Source organism: Cupriavidus sp. 10L45 (genome assembly GCF_056395225.1).
On the sequence record NZ_JBFTJC010000009.1, the window covers coordinates 20,383 to 42,076 of the forward strand.

Genomic DNA, 21,694 nt, shown 5'->3' on the forward strand with positions numbered 1-21,694 from the left:
TGAAGTAGCGGGCTAGCGGGCTAGCGGGCGCTGGTCGAAATCTGCACGAGGTCCGCGCTGATGCGGTCCCGGCCGTACTTGCCGGCCATCTGCGCGAGCGGCTTGTCGAGCGCCCGCAGGTATTCCTGCCGGGTCTCGAACTCGGGCCGGCGCGAGTCGAACAGCGGCGCCGGGGTGGTCAGCAGCACCACCAGTTCCGTGCCGAATGGCCGCGAGACCACCCACTCCCCCGCCTCCCCGATCGTGGCGCTATAACTGGCCGGCGCCTGGTGCCCCGGAATACGCTTGCTGGGCACAAGGTGAGCCACCTTGCCATCAACGACGAAGTAATCGACGTAGACATAGGTCTCCTGCCCCGGCGTGTTCAGGTCCATGATCAGCGGCGTGCCCTCGGTCAGCTTGTCGCTGCCCCGGGTGCGCACCACAGCACCGCCGGGCTTGTGCCCGGACCAGTACGGCGCCACCAGGCGCACCACATCGCACTTGTCGGCGGCAAGCGGCTGGGCATCGAATTTCAGGGATTTCACACCGGGGATGGCGTTCAACTGGTCGCGCAGCTTGCGCGTGGCCGTATCCGCGACGTAGCCCTCCACACGCAGCGTGCCGCCATCGACGGCAGCCGTGAGCAGCGAGCAAGGCGCGGCTGCCAGCACGGGGGTGACGGCCTGCAGCGTGAGCTTGGGTTCGGGGGCTTTTGGCGGTTGCTCCGCAGCTTTCGGGGGTGCAGCGGTTTTCGGCGGCTCGGTTTTCGGCGGCTCGACAGCGGCCGGCTCGGTCGTGCTGGCCTGGGTGGCTTCCGTCGGTTCCTTCGGCTGGGCCCCCATGCGCCACACGTAGTAGCCCAGTCCCGCCACGAACGCGGCGCCCGCCAGCACGCCGCCTATCGCCATCGGCACGCTCGACGTCGGCCGCGCCGGCTCGGCGCCCAGCCCTTCCAGGAAGCGCTTCACGGTGGGCGTGCGCGTGGCACGGTCCAGCGAGAGCGCCTGGCGCAGCGTCTTCCACTGGTTGCGGCTGAGCACCTTCGGCGGCGTCGGCTTCATGTGCGAGGCGCGCGCCTGGTTGGCCGACATCCGCTCGTACGGATGCTTGCCGGTCAGCAGCTCATAGGTCACGCAACCCAGCGCGTAGATATCGTCACGCGGATCGGGCTCGCGGTGCTCGAACATCTCCGGGCTGGCGTAGGCCGGCGTCATGCCGCCCAGCGAGCCGGGATCGAACACGGTCTGGTCCGCGTCATCGGTCGGCTGCTGGAAGCCGCGCGCGATGCCGAAGTCGATCACCTTGACCTCGCCACGATCGGTCAGGAACACATTGGCCGGCTTGAAATCGCAATGCACGAAGCCGCGCTCGTGTGCATAGGCCAGCGCCCGGCCCATGCCGACGATGATCGGCAGCGCCTTGGCGTACGGCAGGCCGGCGAAATCCGGCGCGCGCAGCACGCGGTTGAGGGACTTCCCGGACAGATATTCCATGGTCAGGAAGACTGTCGGGCCATCGCGGTCGAAGTCGTAGACGGTGACGATATTCCGGTGCGCCAGCGTCTGCGCCTTGCGCGCCTCCCGCTGCAAGGCCATCAGGGACTTGGGGTGCCCGCTGAACTGGAGGTTCAGCACCTTGATGGCGATATAGGGCTTGCGGTCGGACGCCTCGAGCTTGCGCAGGTCGAGCGCCTTGTAGACCGTGCCCATGCCGCCGATGCCCAGGCATTCCTCGAGCACGAAGCGGCCGTTGAGGGTATCGCCAACGCCCTTGCTGGCCCCGGCGGTGACATAGCCACCGGTGTTGCCCGTGCTGCCGGTGTTGCCGCTGTGGCCCGCGGAGGGATGGGAGGAGGCGGAAGGCGACGTGGGCGAAGACGAGGACGATGGCGATGGCGGCGCGCTGCGGTCCAGCGGATCGGGCGCCATGCGGGTTTCCTCGCCCAGCGGCTCACGCATGGCGTCCCCGATCGGGTCGAACTGCGTGGCCACGCGCGACTCGATGCGGCGCATCACCTCGGCATAGACGCCAGGCGGCAGCGGCGCGCGCGTGTGTTCTTCACTGAGCACGCGGGCGAGCTGGGTCGGCTGTGTCTGGTCGTCCTGGAGGGCCAGGTCGACTGACGCAAGGAACTCGTCACGCGAGAGGCCACCGCGCTGGAAGTTGCGTATCAGGTCGGTCAGGCTAGACATCAAATGCGATCCCGACGAGTGGTTGCGGACCGGCGATGCCGCTACGTCACGAACCATCGCCCACGATGGATACTAGTGCGCACTCTGTCCAACCGCAAACCCGGTACTGCCCGGGTCGTTGGCCCCGCCCCGACAGGCACGGCCGATCTGTTGGCGGCAATCCACCACTCTCCCCTGCCAGCGGCACCGCGCGCCGGCACCGTGCCAGCCCCGATCTCCCCGCAACGCCTTATCCCACGCGGTTTTCCAACTTTTTTCGATGTGCCGGGCCTGCGCTGGCACGCTTGCTGCGATATGACAACCGAGCGCGACACCAACCCGATGCTCAACCAACCACCAAGCTTCACCCTTCCTCTCTAGGAGAACTGAAATGACCACGCTGACCATCCAAGACCTGTCCTCGACCGCAACCCTCGACGCCAAGAAGATGAGCGCCGTATCCGGCGGCCTCGGCCTCTTCGCCCCCTACACCTCGGTCTACAGCCCGTTCAAGCTGTCCATCGACAAGCACACCGAGATCAACCAGCAAAACCAGCAAATGCAAAGCGTGACGAGCGCGTTCGGCAACGGCTCGGCCTTCCAGGACCACATGAAGAACACCGTGACGACCTCGCAGACGGCCAGCAACAACGTGTACGGCCCGGTCTGAGCCCAACGGTCCCGGATCAAGGAGTCCATCATGTCTTCGATCATCGTGCGCGACCTTGCCGCCAGCAAGGAACTCGACCGCAAGTCCCTGTGCGCCATCCGTGGCGGCAATAGCTGGCTCGCCAAGGCCGGCAACATGGGCCCGCTGGCCAACGTGAACATCAACATCAACCAAAGCGTGCAGCAGCTGCAGCAGGTGAACGTGGCTGCGTTCAACAACAACACGCTGGTCGGCGTGGACCTGGGCAACATCAAGCTCGGCGTCAACCCGTCGCAGTGGGGCGGCAACTGGGCGGCGGCCTGACCGGCCACCCTCCAGTGGCGGTGCCGCCACGGCGGCACCGCTGGCCTATACTGAATCGGGCCCGCGCCTGCCCCGGCGCCGCCCGGCCGGCCCCAAACAGACCGGCCATGGCCAGGCCCAAAAGCTGGAGAACGCCATGGCAGTAATCGTCATCAAGGATTTGACGGAGAACATGGACCTCGACCGCGAGGCCATGACCGCCATCACGGGCGGTGCCCGCACCGGAGGCGGCCGCCACTGGCAGGCCCACCGACGTGCGCAGGCGCGCCTGATCCAGTATCCGGAAGGCTTCCCGGGCCAGCCCGAAGCGTCCGGACAGCATGCAGGGCAGGAACGGGTGACCGGGAAGCTGTCGCGCAAATAGGCGCGATACGCCCCGGCAGACAAAGCAAGGCAGTCGCTGCAAAGAAAAGCCCGCCAGACAACTGGCGGGCTTTGGTTGCGGACGGGCCCGGACCACCTGGGTCAACGTCGCCGGCGAATTCCGGTCATTCCTGTGCCAAGCATGTTTTCCCATGGTTCCGCCCATGACGCGGACGTCCATCCGGACCACCCGGATAGTCGAAGAAAACCTGGCAGTGGCATCAATGACCGCAATGCCGGGGGCGAGCGGCAAGCTAACCTTGCCGAAGGCGAATCATCGGGAACGATGGGTGTCCGCCCCATGCGGGCATGGATTGCTCGCGCTCTGAGTATAGGCAGGACGCCCCCGCTTTCAAGCGAGACGCATTCGCAAGTGGCGCCGGATGATTGCCGTGATCCAGATGTGCGCGACACATCTCGTTACGTTTCGCACTGCAACAAAAATTTAATTGTTCTGCTATACTGCGCGCCGTGAGTTTCGCACTGTGAGTTCCGCAAAGCGCCCGGCAATCCTGCCATGGCGCACCCGCTACCTCCCAAGCTCTGCACCCCGCCTCTGTCCTCCAGATGTTCCGTGACAGGTGTTGGCCAGAACGCACCGCTCACCAGACGTCGCCTCGTCTCCGATCCTGATGAACAGCCTGTTTGCCTGCGCTGTTTGCCTGCCAGGGATTAGTAGCCGGTTTATTTAAAAAACCAGCCGCCCACCCTGCCTGCCGCCGTGTTGCCAGCTGAGTCTGTCGAACGGCCTACCGATTGGCGCCGAAGCCTTTTTTAAGACTTTGCACTGCGCCCACCCCTTTGCGCATGACCGCGGGGGTGCCATGCATATTTAATAAGCACGACATGACCCAGCACGATTTCCGTGCGGAGCAATCTTTTGCCTCCGCCACCGACGCATCCGCCACGCCCGCCGACATCAGCCCGCTCGACAAGCTCGACGCCATGCTGACCGCCGGTGACGCGCCCGAAGCGTCCGCAGCACCCGCCCAGGCAGCCCAACCCGTCGACATCGCCGAAAACGGCTTTGCCAAGCTCGGTCTGGACGAAGCCATCCTGCGCGCCCTCTCCGAACTGAACTACCTCACGCCGACGCCGGTGCAGGCCCAGGCCATTCCCCAGTTCCTGGCCGGCCGTGACCTGCTGGTCTCGAGCCAGACCGGCTCGGGCAAGACCGCCGCGTTCATGCTGCCCGCCATCCAGCGCATCAGCGAGAAGGCGGCCCCGAATCGTCCGCGCAGCGACGAACCCGTCAAGCGCATGAAGGGCAAGCGCCCCCGTCCGTCGCCGGCCCAGCCGTCGCTGCTGGTGCTCACGCCGACGCGTGAACTGGCCCTGCAGGTGACCGAGGCTGCCGCCAAGTACGGCCGCCATCTGCGCCGCATCGTCTGCGCCAGCATCCTGGGCGGCATGCCCTACCCGAAGCAGCTGGCCATGCTGTCGAAGATGCCTGACATCCTCGTGGCCACGCCGGGCCGCCTGCTCGATCACATCGAAGCCGGCCGTATCGACCTGTCCGCACTCGACATGCTCGTCTTCGACGAAGCCGACCGCATGCTGGACATGGGCTTTGCCGATGACATCGACGCCATCGTCGCGGCCACGCCGTCCACGCGCCAGACGCTGATGTTCTCGGCCACGCTCGACGCCCGCATCGCCCAACTGGCCTCGCGCCAGCTGCGCGACCCGCAGCGTATCGAGATCGCCGCCGTCCGCGCCGACCAGAGCAACATCGAGCAGCGCCTGCACTTCACCGACGACATGTCGCACAAGGAGCGCCTGCTGGATCACCTGCTGCGCGACGCCTCGCTCAAGCAAGCCATCGTCTTCACGGCGACCAAGCGCGATGCCGATTCGCTGGCCGAACGTCTTTCGGACACCGGTTTCTCGGCCGGCGCCCTGCATGGCGACATGACCCAGGGTGCGCGTAACCGCACGCTGACCGCCCTGCGCCGCGGCAACATCCGCGTGCTGGTGGCGACCGATGTGGCCGCACGCGGTATCGACGTGCCCGACATCACCCACGTGGTGAACTTCGACCTGCCCAAGCAGGCGGAAGACTACGTTCACCGTATCGGCCGTACCGGCCGTGCCGGCCGCTCGGGTATCGCGATCAACCTCGTGAACCATGGCGACATGTTCCAGTGGAAGCGCATCGAGCGCTTCACCAACCACCGCATCGACGCGTCGGTGATCGAAGGCCTCGAGCCGCGTCGCCAGCCCAAGCCGCGTTCGAACTTCGGCGGCAAGCCGGGCGGCAGCGGCGGCGGCTACCGTGGTAACAGTGGCACCGGCGGCGGTTATCGCGGCGGCAACAGCGGTAGCGGCGGTGGCTACCGCGGCAATGGCGGCACCGGCGGCGAGCGCAGCTTCGGCGACCGCAAGTTCGGCGGCGGGGAAAGCCGTGGCTTCGGCGATCGCGGCGGCTTCGGCAACCGTGAAGGCTTTGGTAATCGCGAAGGCTTCGGCAACCGTGAAGGCGCTGCGGCGGCACCGCGCGACGGCAACCGTGGCTTCGGCGACCGTGGCCAGCCGCAACAGCGTCCGTTCGGCGGCGAGCAGCAACGCAGCTTCGGCGGCGAGCGCTCGTTCGGCGACCGCAGCTTCGGCAACCGCGAAGGTTTCGGTAACCGCGAAGGCGCGAACCGTGGCGGCTTCGGCGGCAACCGTGAAGGCGGCGCTCCGCGCGACGGCAACCGCGGCTTCGGCGATCGCGGCGGCTTCGGCGGCCAGCGCAACGGCAACACCCGCTCGCGCTACGAGCGTTGATCGGCTGACCGGGTGACCGGTTGATCAGTTGACCGGGGTCGCTACGATCCATGAAGAACGGCACCCTCGGGTGCCGTTTTTTTTTGCCTGCGTGCGATGGAATCGACGTCGGGGCCTACACCGCGCAGGACCGGAAGCCGACGAAGGAGACATCGTCCTCGGGCAGCAGCGCCGTGCGCGCCCGGGTATGGCGCTGGCGCGCCGGGCTCGCGAACGAGACGCCGCGCACGGCCTGGTGCGTGCCGAAGCGTCCCACCAGCTCCAGGTCAGCCGGCTGCGCCACAAAGCCCGCGTAGGGCTCGTAGGGTGTGGCCGTCCACTCGCGCAGCGCGCCCCATTGCAGGCCACGATTCTGCGTGGCTGCCAGCTCCCACTCCACTTCCTGCGGCAGCCGCCGGCCGGCCCAGACGCACCATGCCTGCGCCTCGAACAGCGTGACGTGGCGCACCGGCTCGTCGGGATTGAGCGTGCGCTCCGCGCCGAAGCGCGACACCATCCACGCCCGGGTGACCAAGTGGCGCGACCAGTAACGCGGCGCCGAGCGCTCCTGCGTCATCAGCCATTGCCGCCCCGCCGCCGACCACCACGACGGGTGCTCGTAGCCGTGGTCTTCGACAAACTCAAGAAATTGCGCATTGGTGACCAGCGCGCCGTCCATATCGAACGCGGGCACATAGGTCTGCTGGGCCGGCAGCTCGTCCGGCAGCGCGAGGCCGTCCGGGTCATGCCAGCCCTGCGTGAAGCGGCCGCCCGGGAAGTGCAGCGTGCCGTTGTGCGAGACGGAGATCGACGGGCCCACGGCAGCCGGCTCGGCCGGCGCCATGCCCAGCGCCTGAAGCAGCGCGGCGATGGTCTCGCCCTGGGCATCCTCATGGAACAGCGCCCGGCGAAACGGATAGAGCGTGACATCTTCGTCGTCGGGCAACAGCGCGATGCGGCGCAGCAGGCCGTCCAGCACCTGCGTGGCGTACTGCTTCACGCGTGCGACATCGGGCAGCACGATTTCCCAGCGCTCGTCCGGGCCGATGCGGTCCGGGTCGAACCATTCATCGGCGCCGTCGAGCAGCGACGGCTCACTGGCCACCGGCAGCCGCACCCCACCCCGCTCGAGGTGGCGCACGCCGCGCAGGCACCACCATTCGGCATGCCAGGCGATGTGACCGAGGGTCCACAGCGGCGGATTGCAGTCGTACTGGCGCGTGACCATCCAGCCCTTGCGGGTCTGGCCGAAGGCCGCCAGCCACGCCAGCGTGCGATTGCGCGACTCCACCAGCGCCTGCGCCAGCCCTTCGCGCGGCAGCCGGCGCGCGTCAGCCCACGTCGCCTTGCCGCCAGTGAAGTGAAGATCGGGAAGCATGGAGAAGCCGCTCATCGACAGATCCGTGACAGAAGGTAAAAGGGATGCCGGGGCCACCGGCTGCGCGCATTATGACACTGGCGCGACGATGGCCCTTCCCGGGCATTCAATCCCCTGCTTGGGCTGCGGCTTCTGTCGCGGACCCGGCCGCGACGGTCAGCCGCGCGCGTGGAACACCGCGAACCAGCCGTTCGGGTCGGTCCAGCACACCGGATCGGTGAAGCCGGCCGACTCGAGCAGGATCGAGAAGTCCTCCGGACGATACTTATAGGAATCCTCCGTATGGATCTGCTCCCCGGCCGCGAAGCGCCGCTCGCCGTCGGCCCAGCGCACGGTTACGTCGCGCGTGGCCTCCAGATGCATCTGCACGCGCGAGGACCGGGCGTCGAAGCTGGCCGCATGGCGCCAGTCGTCGAGCGCGAAGTCGCTGCCAACGATGCGGTTCAGGTTGCGCAGCACGTTGCGATTGAACGCGGCGGTCACGCCGAGGGCGTCGTCATAGGCCGACACCAGCGTCGCAGAATCCTTGAAAAGATCCACGCCGATCAGCACGCCGTCGCCGCGCCCGGCCGCCGCGCGCAGGCGCTGGAGCAGCGCGAGCGCCTCGATCGGGGCGAAGTTGCCGATGCTGGAGCCGGGATAGAAGAACAGCCGCCGCCCGCGCCGGACGCCGCTGGGCAGGTCGAGCGGGCCGCAGAGGTCCGCGCCCAGGCCCAGCATCGGAATATGCGGATTCTGCTGTTGCAGGCCGGTCAGCGTGCCGCGCAGGAACTCCACGGAAATATCGAGCGCCACGTACTGCGCTGGCTGGAGGCTGGGGAACAGCCGCGCGGCCTTCTCGCAGTTGCCCGCACCGAGGTCGATCAGCACGCAGCCGCTGCCGGCGCGCGCCGCAATGGCGGGCGCCGAGGTGGCGAAGATCGATGCTTCGGTGCGCGTGGGGTAGTACTCGGGCAGGTCGGTAATCGCCTCGAACAGCCGGGAACCGAGCACATCGTAGAAAAACTTCGGACTGATGCTGGCCGGATGCCGGGTCAGGCCAGCGACGATCTCGGCGCGCAGGGCGCCGCTGTCCTCGTGGTACTGCTGGACGAATTCGGGCTGGAGCGCCGCCGGGGCATGGCCATTGCCATTGACGATGACCGGGGATGGCTCGGGCGCGAGTGTGGGGGCGGGGGCGTGGTGGTTATGATTGGCTTTGGAGAGAGGTCGAGTTGGGTTCAGTGGTGTCGTAACAGCCGGCATGACGCTTCCTTGTTGTCGATGGGGCACTACGTGAATCCCTCAAAACCGCCATGGCTAGCGCCAGGCGACCGTCATCGGAGTCCGCGCCTGTGCAGTCTGACGCGCACCGGCCGAAGCCAGTCCCAATAGGATAGGTGCATATCGATATGCGTGCAGGATGCCTTGCATCGACTTACATCCGCTGACAATGTCGAAATCTCCACCCAAAAGCCTCATGTTAGATACATTCAAATGGCATGTAGGCTGCACAACATTTTTCCTCGCATTTCGCTTATAATCCCGCCCAGCGCGACCGCTCATGCAGTATCTGCGGACGCGTCCCTTCAAAGGGGAGTAGCTTGGGGGCCATTGCCCTTAGCACAATCGTCATTCCGAGACGCGACCCGTCTCCGGTTGTGCTGACCCTGCCGCGCATTCCGCGTCTGTGTGTCGAGCAAGACCTTTGCAACCTGGTTTCACGTTGCAAAGGCGTTTCCAACTCCCGTGCTTCGTGATCTCAGGTGAACAAAAACCCTTGCGGGCCAAATTGGCTTGCAGCTATTCGTTCGTACCCGAGGAGAGTTCATGGAGTGGTTCACCGATTTGTTCACGATGCAGTTTCTGACGGCGCTGCTGTCCATCGTCGTCATTGACCTGGTGCTGGCCGGGGACAATGCCATCGTGATCGCCCTGGCGGCGCGCAACCTGCCGCCTCATCTGCAGAAGAAGGCCATTGTCTGGGGTACCGTCGGCGCCGTAGTGGTCCGTTCGGCCATGACCATCGGCGTGGTCTGGCTGCTCAAGATCCCTGGCCTGATGCTGGTGGGTGGCCTGGCGCTGGTCTGGATTGCCTACAAGCTGCTGGCCGCCGAGGAAGATGGCGACGAGCACGGCGGCGGCGCCACCACGCTGGTGGGCGCGATGAAGACCATCATCATCGCCGACGCGGTGATGGGCGTGGACAACGTGCTGGCCGTAGCCGGCGCCGCGCACGGCAGCTTCCTGCTGGTGGTGCTGGGCCTGCTGATCAGCATCCCGATCGTGGTCTGGGGCTCGACGCTGGTGCTGAAGCTGATGTCGCGCTTCCCGATCATCATCTACCTGGGCGCCGGCGTGCTGGCCTTCACGGCTGTGCACATGATCGTCAAGGAGCCGCTGATCAAGACGTACTTCGAGACGCATTCGATCGTGCAGCTTGGCCTCTATGTGCTGATCATCGGCGGCGTGCTGGGCGCGGGCTACCTGACGCAGAAGCGTCGCGTGCGCACTACCCCGGCCGAAAGCCACTGACACCAGTCAGACCCCGGCGCGCGGCAGCCCCCTGCCGCGGCGCAGCAAAAGACCGCCTCCGGGCGGTCTTTTGCTTTGCGGGTAAAATCCCCGCTCGGGCGCCCCCGGGCGCCGACATCACTTTCTCCCCGCCCTCGCTTCCAAGCCGATGAAACAGTATCTCGACTTCATGCGCCATGTTTACGAGCATGGCACCGACAAGGCCGACCGCACCGGCACGGGCACCCGCTCGGTGTTCGGCTACCAGATGCGCTTCGACCTGAACGAGGGCTTCCCGGTGGTCACCACCAAGAAGCTGCACCTGAAGTCCATCATCCACGAACTGCTGTGGTTCCTCCAGGGCTCGACCAACATCGCCTACCTGAAGGAACACGGCGTGACGATCTGGGACGAGTGGGCCGACCAGAACGGCGAACTCGGCCCGATCTACGGCTACCAGTGGCGCGCCTGGCCGACGCCGGACGGCCGCCACGTGGACCAGATCGCCGACCTGATGCAGCAGATCCGCAACAACCCGGACTCGCGCCGCCTGATCGTCTCGGCCTGGAACGTCGGCGAAATCCCGCAGATGAAGCTGCCCCCCTGCCACGCGTTCTTCCAGTTCTACGTGGCCGACGGCAAGCTGTCCTGCCAGCTCTACCAGCGCAGTGCCGACATCTTCCTCGGCGTGCCGTTCAACATCGCCAGCTACGCGCTGCTGACGCACATGATCGCGCAGCAGGCCGGCCTGGCCGTGGGCGACTTCGTCTGGACCGGCGGCGACTGCCACATCTACAACAATCATTTCGAGCAGGTGGAAACCCAGCTCGCGCGCGCGCCGATGAAGCTGCCGACGCTCCAGATCCAGCGCAAGCCGGACAGCATCTTCGACTACAAGTACGAGGATTTCGCGCTGGTGGGCTATGAATCGCACCCCGCGATCAAGGCGCCGGTGGCCGTATGACGCTGCTGACCCTGATCGTCGCCCGGGCACGCAACGGCACCATCGGCCGCGACAACACGCTGCCGTGGCGCCTGCCGGAAGACCTCCAGCATTTCAAGCGTACGACGATGGGCGCGCCGGTCGTCATGGGCCGCAAGACGTGGGATTCCATCGGCCGACCGCTGCCGGGGCGCCGCAATATCGTGGTGAGCCGGAACCGGGACCTGAAGCTGGAAGGCGCCGAGGTGGTGGCATCGCTCGAAGACGCCCAGCGGCTCTGCGTGGGCGTGGAGCAGGTCTTCCTGATCGGCGGCGCGCAGCTCTACGCCGAGGCGCTGCCCAGCGCGGACCGGCTGATCGTTACCGAGATCGACGCCGACGTACCCGGCGACGCGTTCTTCCCGGCCGTGGACCGGACCCGCTGGATCGAACTGACCCGCGAGACGCATCACTCCGAGGCCAACCAGTTCGACTACGCGTTCGTGACGTACGAACGGCCGCCTTCCGGCGAAGAGTAAGCCGAGGCTGCAAAAAAAAACGGCAGGGTTCAAACCCTGCCGTTTTTCGTTGGGCGATCCAGCCCCAGGCCCCAGCCGGTCAGTTCCCGGCGATCGTCATCTGTTCGATCAGGATCGAGCCGGTTTCCTTGGTGCCACGCACCAGCGAGTCCGCGCCGATGGCCACGATCTGCTTGAACATCTCGACCATGCTGCCGGCAATCGTGATTTCTTCCACCGGATACTGGATCACGCCGTTTTCCACCCAGTAGCCCGACGCGCCGCGCGAGTAGTCGCCCGTCACGTAGTTCACGCCCTGCCCCATCAACTCCGTCACCAGCAGGCCGGTGCCCATCTTCTTCAGCATGCCGGCGAAGTCGTCGCCCGGCTGGGTCAGGGTGCTGGTCAGCTTCAGGTTGTGCGAGCCGCCGGCGTTGCCGGTGGTCTTCATGCCCAGCTTGCGCGCCGAGTAGGTGGAGAGGAAATAGCCTTCCACCACACCGTCGCGCACCACGTCGCGCTCGCGCGTGCGCACGCCTTCCTCGTCGAACGGGGCGCTGCCCATCGCGCCCGGCACGTGCGGCGTTTCATGGATCTGGATGTCCGGACCGAACACGGCCTTGCCCAGCGTGTCGTACAAAAACGTCGATTTACGATACAGCGCGCCACCGGACACCGCCTGGACGAACGCGCCGAGCAGGCCAGCGGCCAGCGGCGCTTCGAACAGCACCGGGCACTTGCGCGTGGTCAGCTTGCGGGCATTCAGGCGAGCCAGCGCACGCTCGGCGGCGTAGCGGCCGATGTCCTCGGGCGCGGCCAGCGTCAGCGGGGAGCGCTTGGACGAATACCAGTCGTCGCGCTGCATGCCGCCACCCGAGCCGGCGATGGGCGCGCACGAGATGAAATGGCGGGAATACGGGTAGCCGCCGGAGAAACCGCGCGAGGTGGCCAGCACGAATTGCGAATGCTGCGCGGAAACGCTCGCGCCGTCGCTGTTGCGGATTTTCGGCGAGACCGCGAACGCGGCCGCTTCGGCGCGACGGGCGATGTCGATGGCGCCCTCGGCGTCCACCGTCCACGGGTGGAACAGGTCCAGGTTCTGCGGATTCTTCTCGAGCAGGTCTTCCTCGGCCAGCCCGGCGCAATCGTCCTCGGCGGTGAAGCGGGCGATGTTGTAGGCGGCCTCGGCCGTGGCGCGCAGCGCCGCCGGCGAGAAATCGGACGTGCTGGCGTTGCCGCGCCGCTGGCCGATCATCACCGTAACGCCAACCACCTTGTCGCGGTTCTGCTCGATCGTCTCCACCTGGCCCTTGCGCACCGTCACCGACAGGCCGCTGCCCTCCGAGATCTCGGTAGCGGCGTCGGTCGCCCCAAGCTCGCGTGCCACGCGCAGCACATCGGCCGCCATGGCCTTGAGCTGGTCCTGGGAATAGGTGAAATGCGAGGTTTTGTCGGCAATCTGGTCCATGCGGTGGTCCATGTGGGCAAGCGTGATCAAAAGTCCAAACGGGAATCATAGCAAGATAAAATGCCGGCTATGACGCGAAATACCCGTAGCCCCTCCAATTCCCGTTTCCCCGGTGGCTTTGCCCCCGAGCCGGACGACGACCTGCCCAAGAGCAAGTCGCAGCGCAAGCGCGACATGACCGCGCTGCAAGACCTGGGCGTCGAGCTCGAAGCCCTGGCCAAGGACCGCCTGGCGCGCGTGCCGATGCCTGAGTCGCTGGCGGACGCCATCCACGCCGCCCGCAAGATCAACAGCCACGAAGGCAAGCGCCGCCAGATGCAGTTCGTCGGCAAGGTCATGCGCGGGCTGGACGACGACGAACTCGACGCCATCCGCGCCGCGCTGGAAGGCTTCAAGGGCACAAGCAAGGCCGAGACGGCCCGGCTGCACCTGATCGAACGCTGGCGCGAACTGCTGCTGGCCGACGACGCGATGCTGACCAAGTTCCTCGGCGAGCACCCCACCGTGGACGTGCAGGCCGTGCGCAATATCATCCGCAATGCCCGCAAGGAGCGCGAAATGAGCAAGCCGCCCAAGTACTTCCGCGAGCTGTTCCAGGCCGTGAAGACCGCGCTGGAAGAGAAGGATGCCGCCACTGGCGCCGCAGCCGACGCCGCCACCCCGCCCGCACAGGAGCCCGAGGCATGACCTCTCCCCTGACCACCCAGCCCAGTTCCCCGGCCGTGCGTAAGCATCCCGACGAGCTGATCGTCGGTTTCGTGTCGATTTCTGACCGGGCGTCGTCCGGCACCTACCAGGACGAGGGCATCCCCGCCCTGCGGGACTGGTTCGGCCGCACCCTGACCTCGCCGTGGCAAGGCGTGGAACGGCTGATTCCGGACGAGCAGGCGCTGATCTCGCGCACGCTGATCGACCTGGTGGATGTGGTGGGCTGCGACCTCGTGCTGACCACGGGCGGCACCGGCCCGGCACGGCGCGATGTGACGCCGGAGGCAACTCTGGCGGCCGGTACCAAGGAAATGCCAGGATTTGGCGAGCAGATGCGGCAGGTCAGCCTGCATTTCGTGCCGACCGCGATCCTGTCGCGGCAGGTGGCCGTGATCCGCGAGACGCCGGGCCGTGCCGCGCTGATCATCAACCTCCCCGGGCAGCCGCGCGCCATCCGCGAGACGCTGGAAGGTCTGCGCGATGCCGACGGCAAGTCCGTGGTCCAGGGCGTGTTCGCGGCGGTGCCATATTGCATCGACCTGATCGGCGGCCCCTACGTGGAAACCGACGAGGCCGTGGTCAAGGCGTGGCGCCCGAAGCACGCCATCCGCGCGAAGTCCTGACTAGATATTTAGAGAGAACGGCTACTTCAGGCCGAGGTAGAGCCCGATGGGCACGAACACCACGGCCCCGATGTTGCCGAGCAGCACGATGGAGGCCACCTGATCCGGCTCTTGCCGGAAATGGTCGGCCACCAGGAAATTGAGCACCGCCGGCGGCAGGGCCGCGAAGACGAACAGCAGCCCGCGCTGGAGATCGGTCAGCGGCACCCACAGCGCCAGCGGCAGCGCCACCGCAATGCCCACCAGCGGGCACACCGCCGCGCCCAGCAACCCCATCCCCCAGTTCCGCAGGCTGACGTCCTTCATCCGCACGCCGAGCGCGAACAGCATCAGCGGCACCGTGGCATCGCCCAGCAGCTTGATCGACTCGAAAACCGGCTCGGGCAGCGTGAACCACGGCCGCGCCAGCGACAGCGCCACGCCGGCCACGGTGGCCAGCACCATCGGGTTGCGGGCGATCTGCGTCAGCGAGGCATGCCGGTTGACGATCTTGAGCCCCAGCGTAAAGTGCATCAGGTTCGACGCCGCGAACAGCGCCACCGCCGGCGCCAGCCCGGCCGGGCCGAACGCGAAGACCGACAGCGGCAGGCCCATGTTGCCGCTGTTGTTGAACATCATCGGCGGCACGAAGGTGCGCGGATCGGCCTTGATCAGCCGGGCGACGATCCACGCAAGGATGCCGGAGCCGATCACCACCGCCACCGCGCAGCCAAGCAGCGCCAACTGGTCCGCCAGCACGAAATCCTTGCTGACGAAGGCCGAGACCACCAGCAGCGGCGCGATCACGTCGAGCGTGGCGCGGTTGATGCCGGTCATGTCTGGGTGGGCGCGCCGGCCGTAGAGCCATCCGACCAGGATGATCAGGATGACCGGCGTAATGATCGAAACGATACGGGTGAACATGGCGGAAGGGGCGGCGTAGCCGGGGCCCCTCCCCGTCAAGCGGAAGGACTGACCGGCCCGCGGGGTTCTTGTTCTGTCTTAGGCTGCCGGGGCGGTGGGCGCAGCGGGCGCCGCCGGGGTTTCCGTGGCGGCCGGCGTGGACGCCTTGATAAAGTGCGTGCGGTAGTAGCGCAGTTCCTCCACCGACTCGAGGATATCGGCCAGCGCCGTGTGCAGCTGGCGCTTGGCGAAACCCTTGTGGATGGCCGGCTCCCAGCGCTTGCAGAGTTCCTTCAGCGTGGAAACATCGAGGTTCCGGTAGTGGAAGAACGATTCCAGCTTCGGCATGTAACGCGCCATGAAGCGGCGGTCCTGGCAGATCGAATTGCCGCACATCGGCGACTTGCCGGCCGGCACCCAGCGCTTCAGGAACGCCAGCAGTTCGGCTTCGGCCTGCGCCTCGGTGAGCGTGGACGCCTTGACCTTGTCGATCAGGCCCGAGCGGCCGTGCGTGCCCTTGTTCCAGTTGTCCATGCCGTCGAGCACGGCGTCGGCCTGATGGATCACCAGCACCGGCCCTTCGGCCAGGATATTGAGTTCGGAGTCGGTCACCACCACGGCAACCTCGATAATCCGGTCGGAATCCGGCTGCAGGCCGGTCATTTCCATATCCAACCAGATGAGGTTGTTTTCACTTTTGACGGAGGTGGCGGCTGGGCTAGTCATCTGGGTACGGCTCGATATTGGGGACAGGAAGAAAACCGGCCGGACAGGCGTCCGGCGCGAACAATTTATAATTCTCGCATATCCGCCACAATTGCCCGGCTGCGTACCCTCGCCGCCGGTCGGCAGTCTCACCGAGCGACTTTCGCGAAACTACTATGGCCTTGCCGATGTTCACGTTGATTTTCCTGGCCGCGCTGGTCGTCATGGTGCTGACCAAGCTCTGGCTGGCCGCGCGCCAGGTGCGCCATGTCGGCCGCCATCGCGGCGCCGTGCCGGCCCGCTTCGCCGACACCATCACGCTCTCCGCCCACCAGAAGGCCGCCGACTACACCATCGCCCGCACGCGGCTGTCGATGCTGGAGGTGCTGGCCGGCGCCGCCGTGCTGGTCGGCTTCACCATGCTGGGCGGGCTGCACGCGCTGAACCACTTCTGGCTCGGTGTGTTCGACGGCGGCGGCTACCTGTACGGCGTGGCGCTGATTGCCAGCGTGGCGCTGATCGGCGGCCTGGTCGACCTGCCGTTTTCGCTATATGGCCAGTTCGGCATCGAGCAGCGCTTCGGCTTCAACAAGATGACGTTCGGCCTGTGGCTGCTCGACCTCGCCAAGATGACGCTGGTCGCCTGCGTGCTGGGCCTGCCGCTGCTGCTGGCCGTGTTGTGGCTGATGGAGCGCGCCGGCACCTACTGGTGGGTCTGGACCTGGCTGCTGTGGATGGCCTTCAGCCTGCTGCTGCAGGTGATCGTGCCGACCTTCATCGCCCCGCTCTTCAACAAGTTCGAGCCGCTGGCCGACGAGGGCCTGCGCCAGCGCATCGAGGCGCTGCTGCGCAAGTGCGGCTTTGCCAGCAAGGGCCTGTTCGTCATGGATGGCAGCAAGCGCAGCGCGCACGGCAACGCCTACTTCACCGGCTTCGGCGCGGCCAAGCGCATCGTCTTCTTCGACACCCTGCTCTCCCGCCTGGACGGCGAGGAAGTGGAAGCCGTGCTGGCGCACGAGCTGGGTCACTTCAAGCGCCGCCACGTGGCCAAGATGATTGCGGTGACCTTCGCGCTCTCGCTGGTGTTCCTGGCGCTGCTGGGCTGGCTGTCCACGCGGGCGTGGTTCTACACGGGGCTGGGGGTGCTGCCGAACTTCGGCACCAGCAACCACGCGCTGGCGCTGGTGCTGTTCTTCCTGGCGCTGCCGGTGTTCACCTTCGTGCTCGGGCCGCTGGCCAGCCAGTCGTCGCGCAAGCACGAGTTCGAGGCCGACGAGTTCGCGGCCCATCAGACCAATGCCGGTCACCTCGTGTCCGCGCTGGTCAAGCTGTACAAGGACAACGCGTCCACGCTGACGCCCGACCCCATCTATAGCGCGTTCTACTATTCGCACCCGCCGGCGGCGCAGCGGATCGACCGCCTGCTGGCGCACGCATGAACCGTCACGCGCGCCATCACAACGCCGGCAAGGGCACCGGCCAAGCTTCCGAGACCGCACTGATCATCGCCGCCCATGGCCGCCACTATGTGGTGGAGTTGGGCGACGGATCGCGGATCCACGCGTTCCCGCGCGGCAAGAAGAGCGACTGCGCCGTGGGCGACCACGTGGCCGTGGAGATGGCCGCGGCGGACCAGTGCGTGATCACCGCCGTCTCGCCACGCAAGAACCTGCTGCATCGCTCGGACCAGTTCAAGTCCAAGATGCTGGCCGCCAATATCGACCAGGTGGTCATCGTGCTGGCCACGGAGCCGAGTTTTTCCGAGGATCTGCTGGGCCGCGCGCTGGTGTCGGCGGAGGCGCTGGCGATTCGTCCCCTCGTCATCCTGAACAAGACCGACCTGACCGCACGGCTGGACGACGCCCGGCGGCGCCTGAAGCTCTACCAGGACCTGGGCTACGACACCGTCGAGCTGTCCGTCCATGGCCGCCCGGAAGAGGCGTTGGCGACACTCCAGCCGCGCACGGCCGGGGTGTCGAGCATCCTGATCGGCCAGTCGGGCATGGGCAAGTCGTCGCTGCTGAACCTGCTGATTCCCGGCGTGGAAGCGCAGACGCGTGAAATTTCGGCCAAGCTCGATTCCGGCAAGCACACCACTACGTTCACCCGGCTCTATCACCTGCCGGCCGACTGGGGCACGGTCGAAGGCCGGCCCGGCTACCTGATCGACTCGCCGGGCTTCCAGGAATTCGGCCTCCACCACCTCAGCGAAGGCATGCTGGAGCGCGCGTTCCCCGAGTTCCGGCCCAGGCTCACCGAATGCCGGTTCTATAACTGCCATCACATCAACGAGCCCGGCTGCGGCGTGCTGGCGGCCATCGACGGCGGCGAGATCTCCGAGCGCCGCCATCAGCTGTACACGCAGCTGCTGCACGAGTCCCGGCAGCAGAAGCCGTGGTAACCGTGGAGTAGCCCGATGAAGCTGCTATTGCGGTCCACATCGCTGGTTCATGCCGCGCACTGCGAGAACGTGCTGCGGGCGGCGGGCATTCGCGCCGAGGTCCGCAACACGTGGCTGGGCGGTGCGGCCGGGGACATCCCGTTCCAGGAGAGCGCGCCGCAGGTCTGGATTCTCGACGATGCGGCAGAAGCCGACGCCTGGGCCGTGCTCAACGCCGCCGCCAACCCGCCGCCAGGGCCACGCTGGCAATGCACGGGCTGCGCGGAATGGCACGAGGCGCAGTTTGCGTCGTGCTGGCGCTGCGGGGCGCATCGGGAGTAATCGGGAAAACCAAGGGAATAAAAAAACGCCACGATCGTGGCGTTTCTTCTTGGTGGATCTTGGTCGAAGGCTGCGGTCAGCCCACCCAGAGCGCTAGCGACACCATCGCCAGCAACAGCATCCACAGGATGACCGCGCGCCAGACCAGCCCCACCGCCGATTGCAGCGTGCGCACGCCGGGGTCGGCGCCGTACTCGGGCGGCACCGGCTCGGCGGTGTCTTCCATGCCCGGCGCGTAGTCCACGCCGGCCAGGCTCGTGCGCAGCATCACGCTGGAATCGTCCTCGGCCAGCGGCGCGCCAAGCCGCACGCCCAGCGCCCCGCCGCCGCTGGCGAGCAGGATGCCGTTGATCGCATCATTCCACTTGCGCGCGTGGTTGCGCCACGCGTACACGGCATCCTCGAAATTGCCGACGATGGCAAACCCGATCGCCGTCAGCCGCGAAGGTACCCAGTCCAGCACATAGAACGCCTGCGAGGCAAAACGCCCCAGCGCCGGGCTGCGCTCGTTCGACGGCTGGTTCCACTGCCGGCTGAGGAACTCGGCGGTGCGGTACAGCACGACACCGCCCGGGCCAATCGGCACCAGAAACCAGAAAAACACCCCAAATACATGGCGATGGACGGCGATGATGGCCGCCTCAAGCGTGTGACGCACGATCTCGCTGACCGGCATGTCGACCGTGTCCAGCCCGGTCCACTCATGCAGCAGCGTGCGCGCGGTATGCGGGTCGTCGCGATTCAGCGCCTCGTGGATATCGGTGAAGAAGTGGCTGAACTGGCGGAAGCCGAGGGTCAGATAGAGCAGCAGGACGTTCCAGGCCAAGGTCAGCGCCACGCTGATCGACGCCAGCAGGTAGTGGACCAGCACGGCAGCCAGCGTGAGCGGCAGCACCGCGGTCAGCCAGGCCAGCGCGGCATCGCGCGGGCGGCCCGTGTCGAAGGCGTGTTCGGCCCGCTCCCCCAGTACGCGCACGATGTCGTAAATAGGGTTATTCCGGCCCAAGGCTCGGAACTGTTCGGCGATCAGCGCCAGAAGAATGGAAACAAAGGTCATCGCGTGACGGTGGCGACGGACGTTGGCGCGACGGCGAAGTGCCGGTCCGGTCGCATTGCGGTATAGCCAGACGATAGCATAGCGTCACGCCGCACCGTCAATGGGAAAGACCTGTAAGCAGGTGTTAAACGCATCCATGAAAAAGCCCGCCGGGGGCACCGGCGGGCGGACGACGACAGGCTAACGTCGCGTTCAGGGCAGGTCGAAGACCAGCACTTCGGCCTCGCTGCCTTGGGTCAGGGTGATGGCCTCGACCGCTTCGAGCTTCGCAGCATCGCCGGCCCCGAGCGCCTGGCCGTTGACCGTGATCGCACCGCGCGCCACGTGCACATAGGCACGGCGGCCCGGGGCGATGGCCAGCGTGGCGCCCTCGTCCCCATCGAACAACCCGGCGTAGAGCCGCGCGTCCTGATGGATCACCACCGAGCCCTCAGCACCATCCGGGCTGACGACGAGGCGCAGCTTGCCGCGCTTTTCCTCGACCGGGAAATTGCGCTCCTCGTAGCCCGGCTCAATGCCGTTCTCGGCAGGAATCACCCAGATCTGCAGGAAGTGCGTGGTGTCGTGCGCGGCGTGGTTGTATTCCGAGTGCCGCACGCCGGTACCGGCGCTCATCCGCTGCACATCGCCCGGGCGGATCACGCTGCCATTGCCGATGCTGTCCTTGTGCGCAAGTTCGCCATCGAGCACATAACTGATGATTTCCATGTCCCGGTGGCCGTGCGTGCCAAAGCCCATGCCCGGCGCCACGCGATCCTCATTGATCACACGCAGCGGCCCGAACTGAACATGGCGTGGGTCGTAGTAATCTGCGAAGGAGAAGCTGTGATACGACTTGAGCCAGCCATGGTCCGCATAACCGCGTTCGTCTGACTTACGGATTTCAATCATTTTGATGGCCCTCCTTGTGGCCTCCGAGGTTCCCAAAATTGCCTGTCACAATCGGACTGGCTTGGGTCAGCGGCGTTTCGATGCTAGGCAGTTTAGGGGAGTCGGCGTATATTGGCGGGCACCCAGTTAGAAGAATTCATTCAGATTTTCTGAACATGCCACTCTCCCTCGAATCCCTCGAAGTCCTGGACGCCATCGAGCGCAAGGGCAGCTTTGCCGCCGCCGCCCACGAAATGGGCAAGGTGCCCTCGGCGCTGACCTATGTGGTCCGAAAGCTGGAAGAGGATCTGGACGTCCTGCTGTTCGACCGCCGCCGTCACCGCGCCGAACTGACCCCGGCGGGCCGCGCCCTGCTGGACGAAGGCCGCCACCTGCTCCACGCGGCCGACGACCTCGCGCGGCGCGTCAAGCGCCTCGCCACGGGCTGGGAGGCCAACCTCAGCATCGCCCTGGACGACCTCGTCAACTTTCGCGCGCTGCTGCCGGTGATCCAGGATTTCTATGCCGAGAACACCGCCACGCGGCTGCGCTTTTCGAAGGAAGTGCTAGGCGGCGCCTGGGATGCGCTGGTCAGCAACCGGGTCGATCTGGTCATCGGCGGGGCCTACGAGGCGCCCAGCACGCAGGGCTTCCAGGTGCGGCCGCTCGGGTCGGTGCCGTTCGTGTTCGCGGTGGCCTCGCACCATCCGCTGGCCACCGAGGAAGGACCGCTGACGACGATGCAGATCGCCAAGCACCGCATCGTGGCCGTGGGCGATACCTCGCGCAACCTGCCGGCGCGTACGCACGGCGTGCTGGCCGGGCAGGATGTCCTGGTGGTGCCGACCATGCGTGACAAGCTCGAGGCGCAGATCCGTGGCCTCGGCTGCGGCTGGCTGCCGGCCCCGATGGCCGCGCCCCATATCGAAAGCGGCGTGCTGCTGGCCCGTGAGACCGTGGAAGTGCGCGCGCCCGGCAATTTCAAGGTGGCGTGGCGCACCAGCTCGCGCGGCAAGGCGCTGCAATGGTGGACCAGCAAGCTCGAAGACCCCCGCCTTGCGCAGGCGCTGATGCAGCCGCCGCTAGCCAGCCAGCCGGCCTGAGGGAGTTG

At 66.4% G+C, this 21,694-nt stretch carries 21 protein-coding genes; 13 read left to right on the top strand and 8 right to left on the bottom strand.

Features of this window, described 5'->3' with window-relative positions:
* Positions 1 to 20: 20 nt before the first annotated feature.
* Positions 21 to 2,174 carry a serine/threonine protein kinase gene (locus AC1DFU_RS16900; protein WP_441590566.1) on the bottom strand — a complete coding sequence of 718 codons (2,154 nt, stop codon included), beginning with the start codon at positions 2,172 to 2,174 and terminating at the stop codon, positions 21 to 23.
* Positions 2,175 to 2,544: 370 nt separating this feature from the next.
* On the opposite strand from AC1DFU_RS16900, the gene AC1DFU_RS16905 reads away from it, so the two are divergent.
* The 4 genes from AC1DFU_RS16905 to AC1DFU_RS16920 all read left to right on the top strand — a co-directional run bounded on the left by AC1DFU_RS16905 (position 2,545) and on the right by AC1DFU_RS16920 (position 6,258).
* A complete protein-coding gene (locus AC1DFU_RS16905) occupies positions 2,545 to 2,823 on the top strand; it encodes a hypothetical protein (protein ID WP_092290298.1) in 279 nt (92 codons plus the stop codon).
* A gap of 30 nt (positions 2,824 to 2,853) precedes the next feature.
* The gene (locus tag AC1DFU_RS16910; protein WP_092290299.1) at positions 2,854 to 3,126 is read left to right on the top strand and encodes a hypothetical protein; all 273 of its coding nucleotides are present in this window, start codon (positions 2,854 to 2,856) and stop codon (positions 3,124 to 3,126) included.
* Positions 3,127 to 3,262: 136 nt separating this feature from the next.
* Positions 3,263 to 3,490, top strand: a complete 228-nt coding sequence (locus AC1DFU_RS16915) for a hypothetical protein (RefSeq protein WP_255370669.1) — start codon at positions 3,263 to 3,265, stop codon at positions 3,488 to 3,490.
* A gap of 845 nt (positions 3,491 to 4,335) precedes the next feature.
* On the top strand, positions 4,336 to 6,258 hold the full coding sequence (locus AC1DFU_RS16920; RefSeq protein ID WP_092290300.1) for a DEAD/DEAH box helicase: 1,923 nt from the start codon (positions 4,336 to 4,338) through the stop codon (positions 6,256 to 6,258).
* Between the two features lie 115 nt (positions 6,259 to 6,373).
* Here the strand turns inward: AC1DFU_RS16920 and AC1DFU_RS16925 are convergent, their stop codons facing one another.
* Together AC1DFU_RS16925 and egtD are read right to left on the bottom strand one after the other, a co-directional pair.
* Entirely contained in the window at positions 6,374 to 7,630 is a 1,257-nt protein-coding gene (locus AC1DFU_RS16925; RefSeq protein WP_092290301.1) for an SUMF1/EgtB/PvdO family nonheme iron enzyme, read from the bottom strand.
* A gap of 141 nt (positions 7,631 to 7,771) precedes the next feature.
* Positions 7,772 to 8,860 (bottom strand): L-histidine N(alpha)-methyltransferase, encoded by a 1,089-nt coding sequence (gene egtD, locus AC1DFU_RS16930; protein WP_092290302.1) that lies wholly within the window; start codon positions 8,858 to 8,860, stop codon positions 7,772 to 7,774.
* A 564-nt stretch (positions 8,861 to 9,424) separates the two neighbouring features.
* Between egtD and AC1DFU_RS16935 the strand changes: the two genes are divergently transcribed.
* From AC1DFU_RS16935 to AC1DFU_RS16945, 3 genes are all read left to right on the top strand, one after another.
* Entirely contained in the window at positions 9,425 to 10,129 is a 705-nt protein-coding gene (locus AC1DFU_RS16935) for a TerC family protein (protein WP_092290303.1), read from the top strand.
* 148 nt (positions 10,130 to 10,277) lie between these two features.
* A complete protein-coding gene (locus tag AC1DFU_RS16940; protein ID WP_092290304.1) occupies positions 10,278 to 11,072 on the top strand; it encodes a thymidylate synthase in 795 nt (264 codons plus the stop codon).
* On the top strand, positions 11,069 to 11,569 hold the full coding sequence (locus tag AC1DFU_RS16945; protein ID WP_092290306.1) for a dihydrofolate reductase: 501 nt from the start codon (positions 11,069 to 11,071) through the stop codon (positions 11,567 to 11,569). The genes AC1DFU_RS16940 and AC1DFU_RS16945 overlap by 4 nt, the downstream gene beginning before the upstream one ends.
* 79 nt (positions 11,570 to 11,648) lie before the next feature.
* Here the strand turns inward: AC1DFU_RS16945 and pmbA are convergent, their stop codons facing one another.
* Positions 11,649 to 13,016, bottom strand: coding sequence for a metalloprotease PmbA (gene pmbA, locus AC1DFU_RS16950; RefSeq protein WP_092290863.1), 1,368 nt, complete (start codon positions 13,014 to 13,016; stop codon positions 11,649 to 11,651).
* Positions 13,017 to 13,085: 69 nt separating this feature from the next.
* Between pmbA and yjgA the strand changes: the two genes are divergently transcribed.
* Entirely contained in the window at positions 13,086 to 13,703 is a 618-nt protein-coding gene (yjgA, locus tag AC1DFU_RS16955; RefSeq protein ID WP_304441446.1) for a ribosome biogenesis factor YjgA, read from the top strand.
* Positions 13,700 to 14,347 carry a molybdopterin adenylyltransferase gene (gene mog, locus AC1DFU_RS16960; protein WP_441590567.1) on the top strand — a complete coding sequence of 216 codons (648 nt, stop codon included), beginning with the start codon at positions 13,700 to 13,702 and terminating at the stop codon, positions 14,345 to 14,347. Before yjgA ends, mog begins: the two co-directional genes overlap by 4 nt.
* A 21-nt stretch (positions 14,348 to 14,368) precedes the next feature.
* Here the strand turns inward: mog and AC1DFU_RS16965 are convergent, their stop codons facing one another.
* Together AC1DFU_RS16965 and orn are read right to left on the bottom strand one after the other, a co-directional pair.
* Positions 14,369 to 15,250, bottom strand: coding sequence for an AEC family transporter (locus AC1DFU_RS16965; protein ID WP_092290312.1), 882 nt, complete (start codon positions 15,248 to 15,250; stop codon positions 14,369 to 14,371).
* 78 nt (positions 15,251 to 15,328) lie between these two features.
* Positions 15,329 to 15,955: an oligoribonuclease gene (gene orn / locus AC1DFU_RS16970; RefSeq protein WP_092290314.1), complete on the bottom strand. Its 627-nt coding sequence runs from the start codon at positions 15,953 to 15,955 to the stop codon at positions 15,329 to 15,331.
* A gap of 167 nt (positions 15,956 to 16,122) precedes the next feature.
* Between orn and AC1DFU_RS16975 the strand changes: the two genes are divergently transcribed.
* From AC1DFU_RS16975 to AC1DFU_RS16985, 3 genes are read left to right on the top strand one after another with little or no spacing between them, the layout of a single operon-like run.
* Positions 16,123 to 17,373, top strand: coding sequence for a M48 family metallopeptidase (locus AC1DFU_RS16975; protein WP_441590568.1), 1,251 nt, complete (start codon positions 16,123 to 16,125; stop codon positions 17,371 to 17,373).
* Complete coding sequence (gene rsgA / locus AC1DFU_RS16980) at positions 17,370 to 18,335, top strand: ribosome small subunit-dependent GTPase A (protein ID WP_092290316.1); 966 nt, start codon at positions 17,370 to 17,372, stop codon at positions 18,333 to 18,335. The genes AC1DFU_RS16975 and rsgA overlap by 4 nt, the downstream gene beginning before the upstream one ends.
* A gap of 15 nt (positions 18,336 to 18,350) precedes the next feature.
* Positions 18,351 to 18,656 carry a putative signal transducing protein gene (locus tag AC1DFU_RS16985; protein WP_441590569.1) on the top strand — a complete coding sequence of 102 codons (306 nt, stop codon included), beginning with the start codon at positions 18,351 to 18,353 and terminating at the stop codon, positions 18,654 to 18,656.
* Between the two features lie 76 nt (positions 18,657 to 18,732).
* Here the strand turns inward: AC1DFU_RS16985 and AC1DFU_RS16990 are convergent, their stop codons facing one another.
* Together AC1DFU_RS16990 and AC1DFU_RS16995 are read right to left on the bottom strand one after the other, a co-directional pair.
* Positions 18,733 to 19,713 (bottom strand): CobD/CbiB family protein, encoded by a 981-nt coding sequence (locus tag AC1DFU_RS16990; RefSeq protein WP_092290320.1) that lies wholly within the window; start codon positions 19,711 to 19,713, stop codon positions 18,733 to 18,735.
* A gap of 192 nt (positions 19,714 to 19,905) precedes the next feature.
* Positions 19,906 to 20,604, bottom strand: coding sequence for a pirin family protein (locus AC1DFU_RS16995; RefSeq protein WP_441590570.1), 699 nt, complete (start codon positions 20,602 to 20,604; stop codon positions 19,906 to 19,908).
* Between the two features lie 155 nt (positions 20,605 to 20,759).
* On the opposite strand from AC1DFU_RS16995, the gene AC1DFU_RS17000 reads away from it, so the two are divergent.
* The gene (locus tag AC1DFU_RS17000) at positions 20,760 to 21,686 is read left to right on the top strand and encodes a LysR family transcriptional regulator (protein ID WP_441590571.1); all 927 of its coding nucleotides are present in this window, start codon (positions 20,760 to 20,762) and stop codon (positions 21,684 to 21,686) included.
* Positions 21,687 to 21,694: the final 8 nt, after the last annotated feature.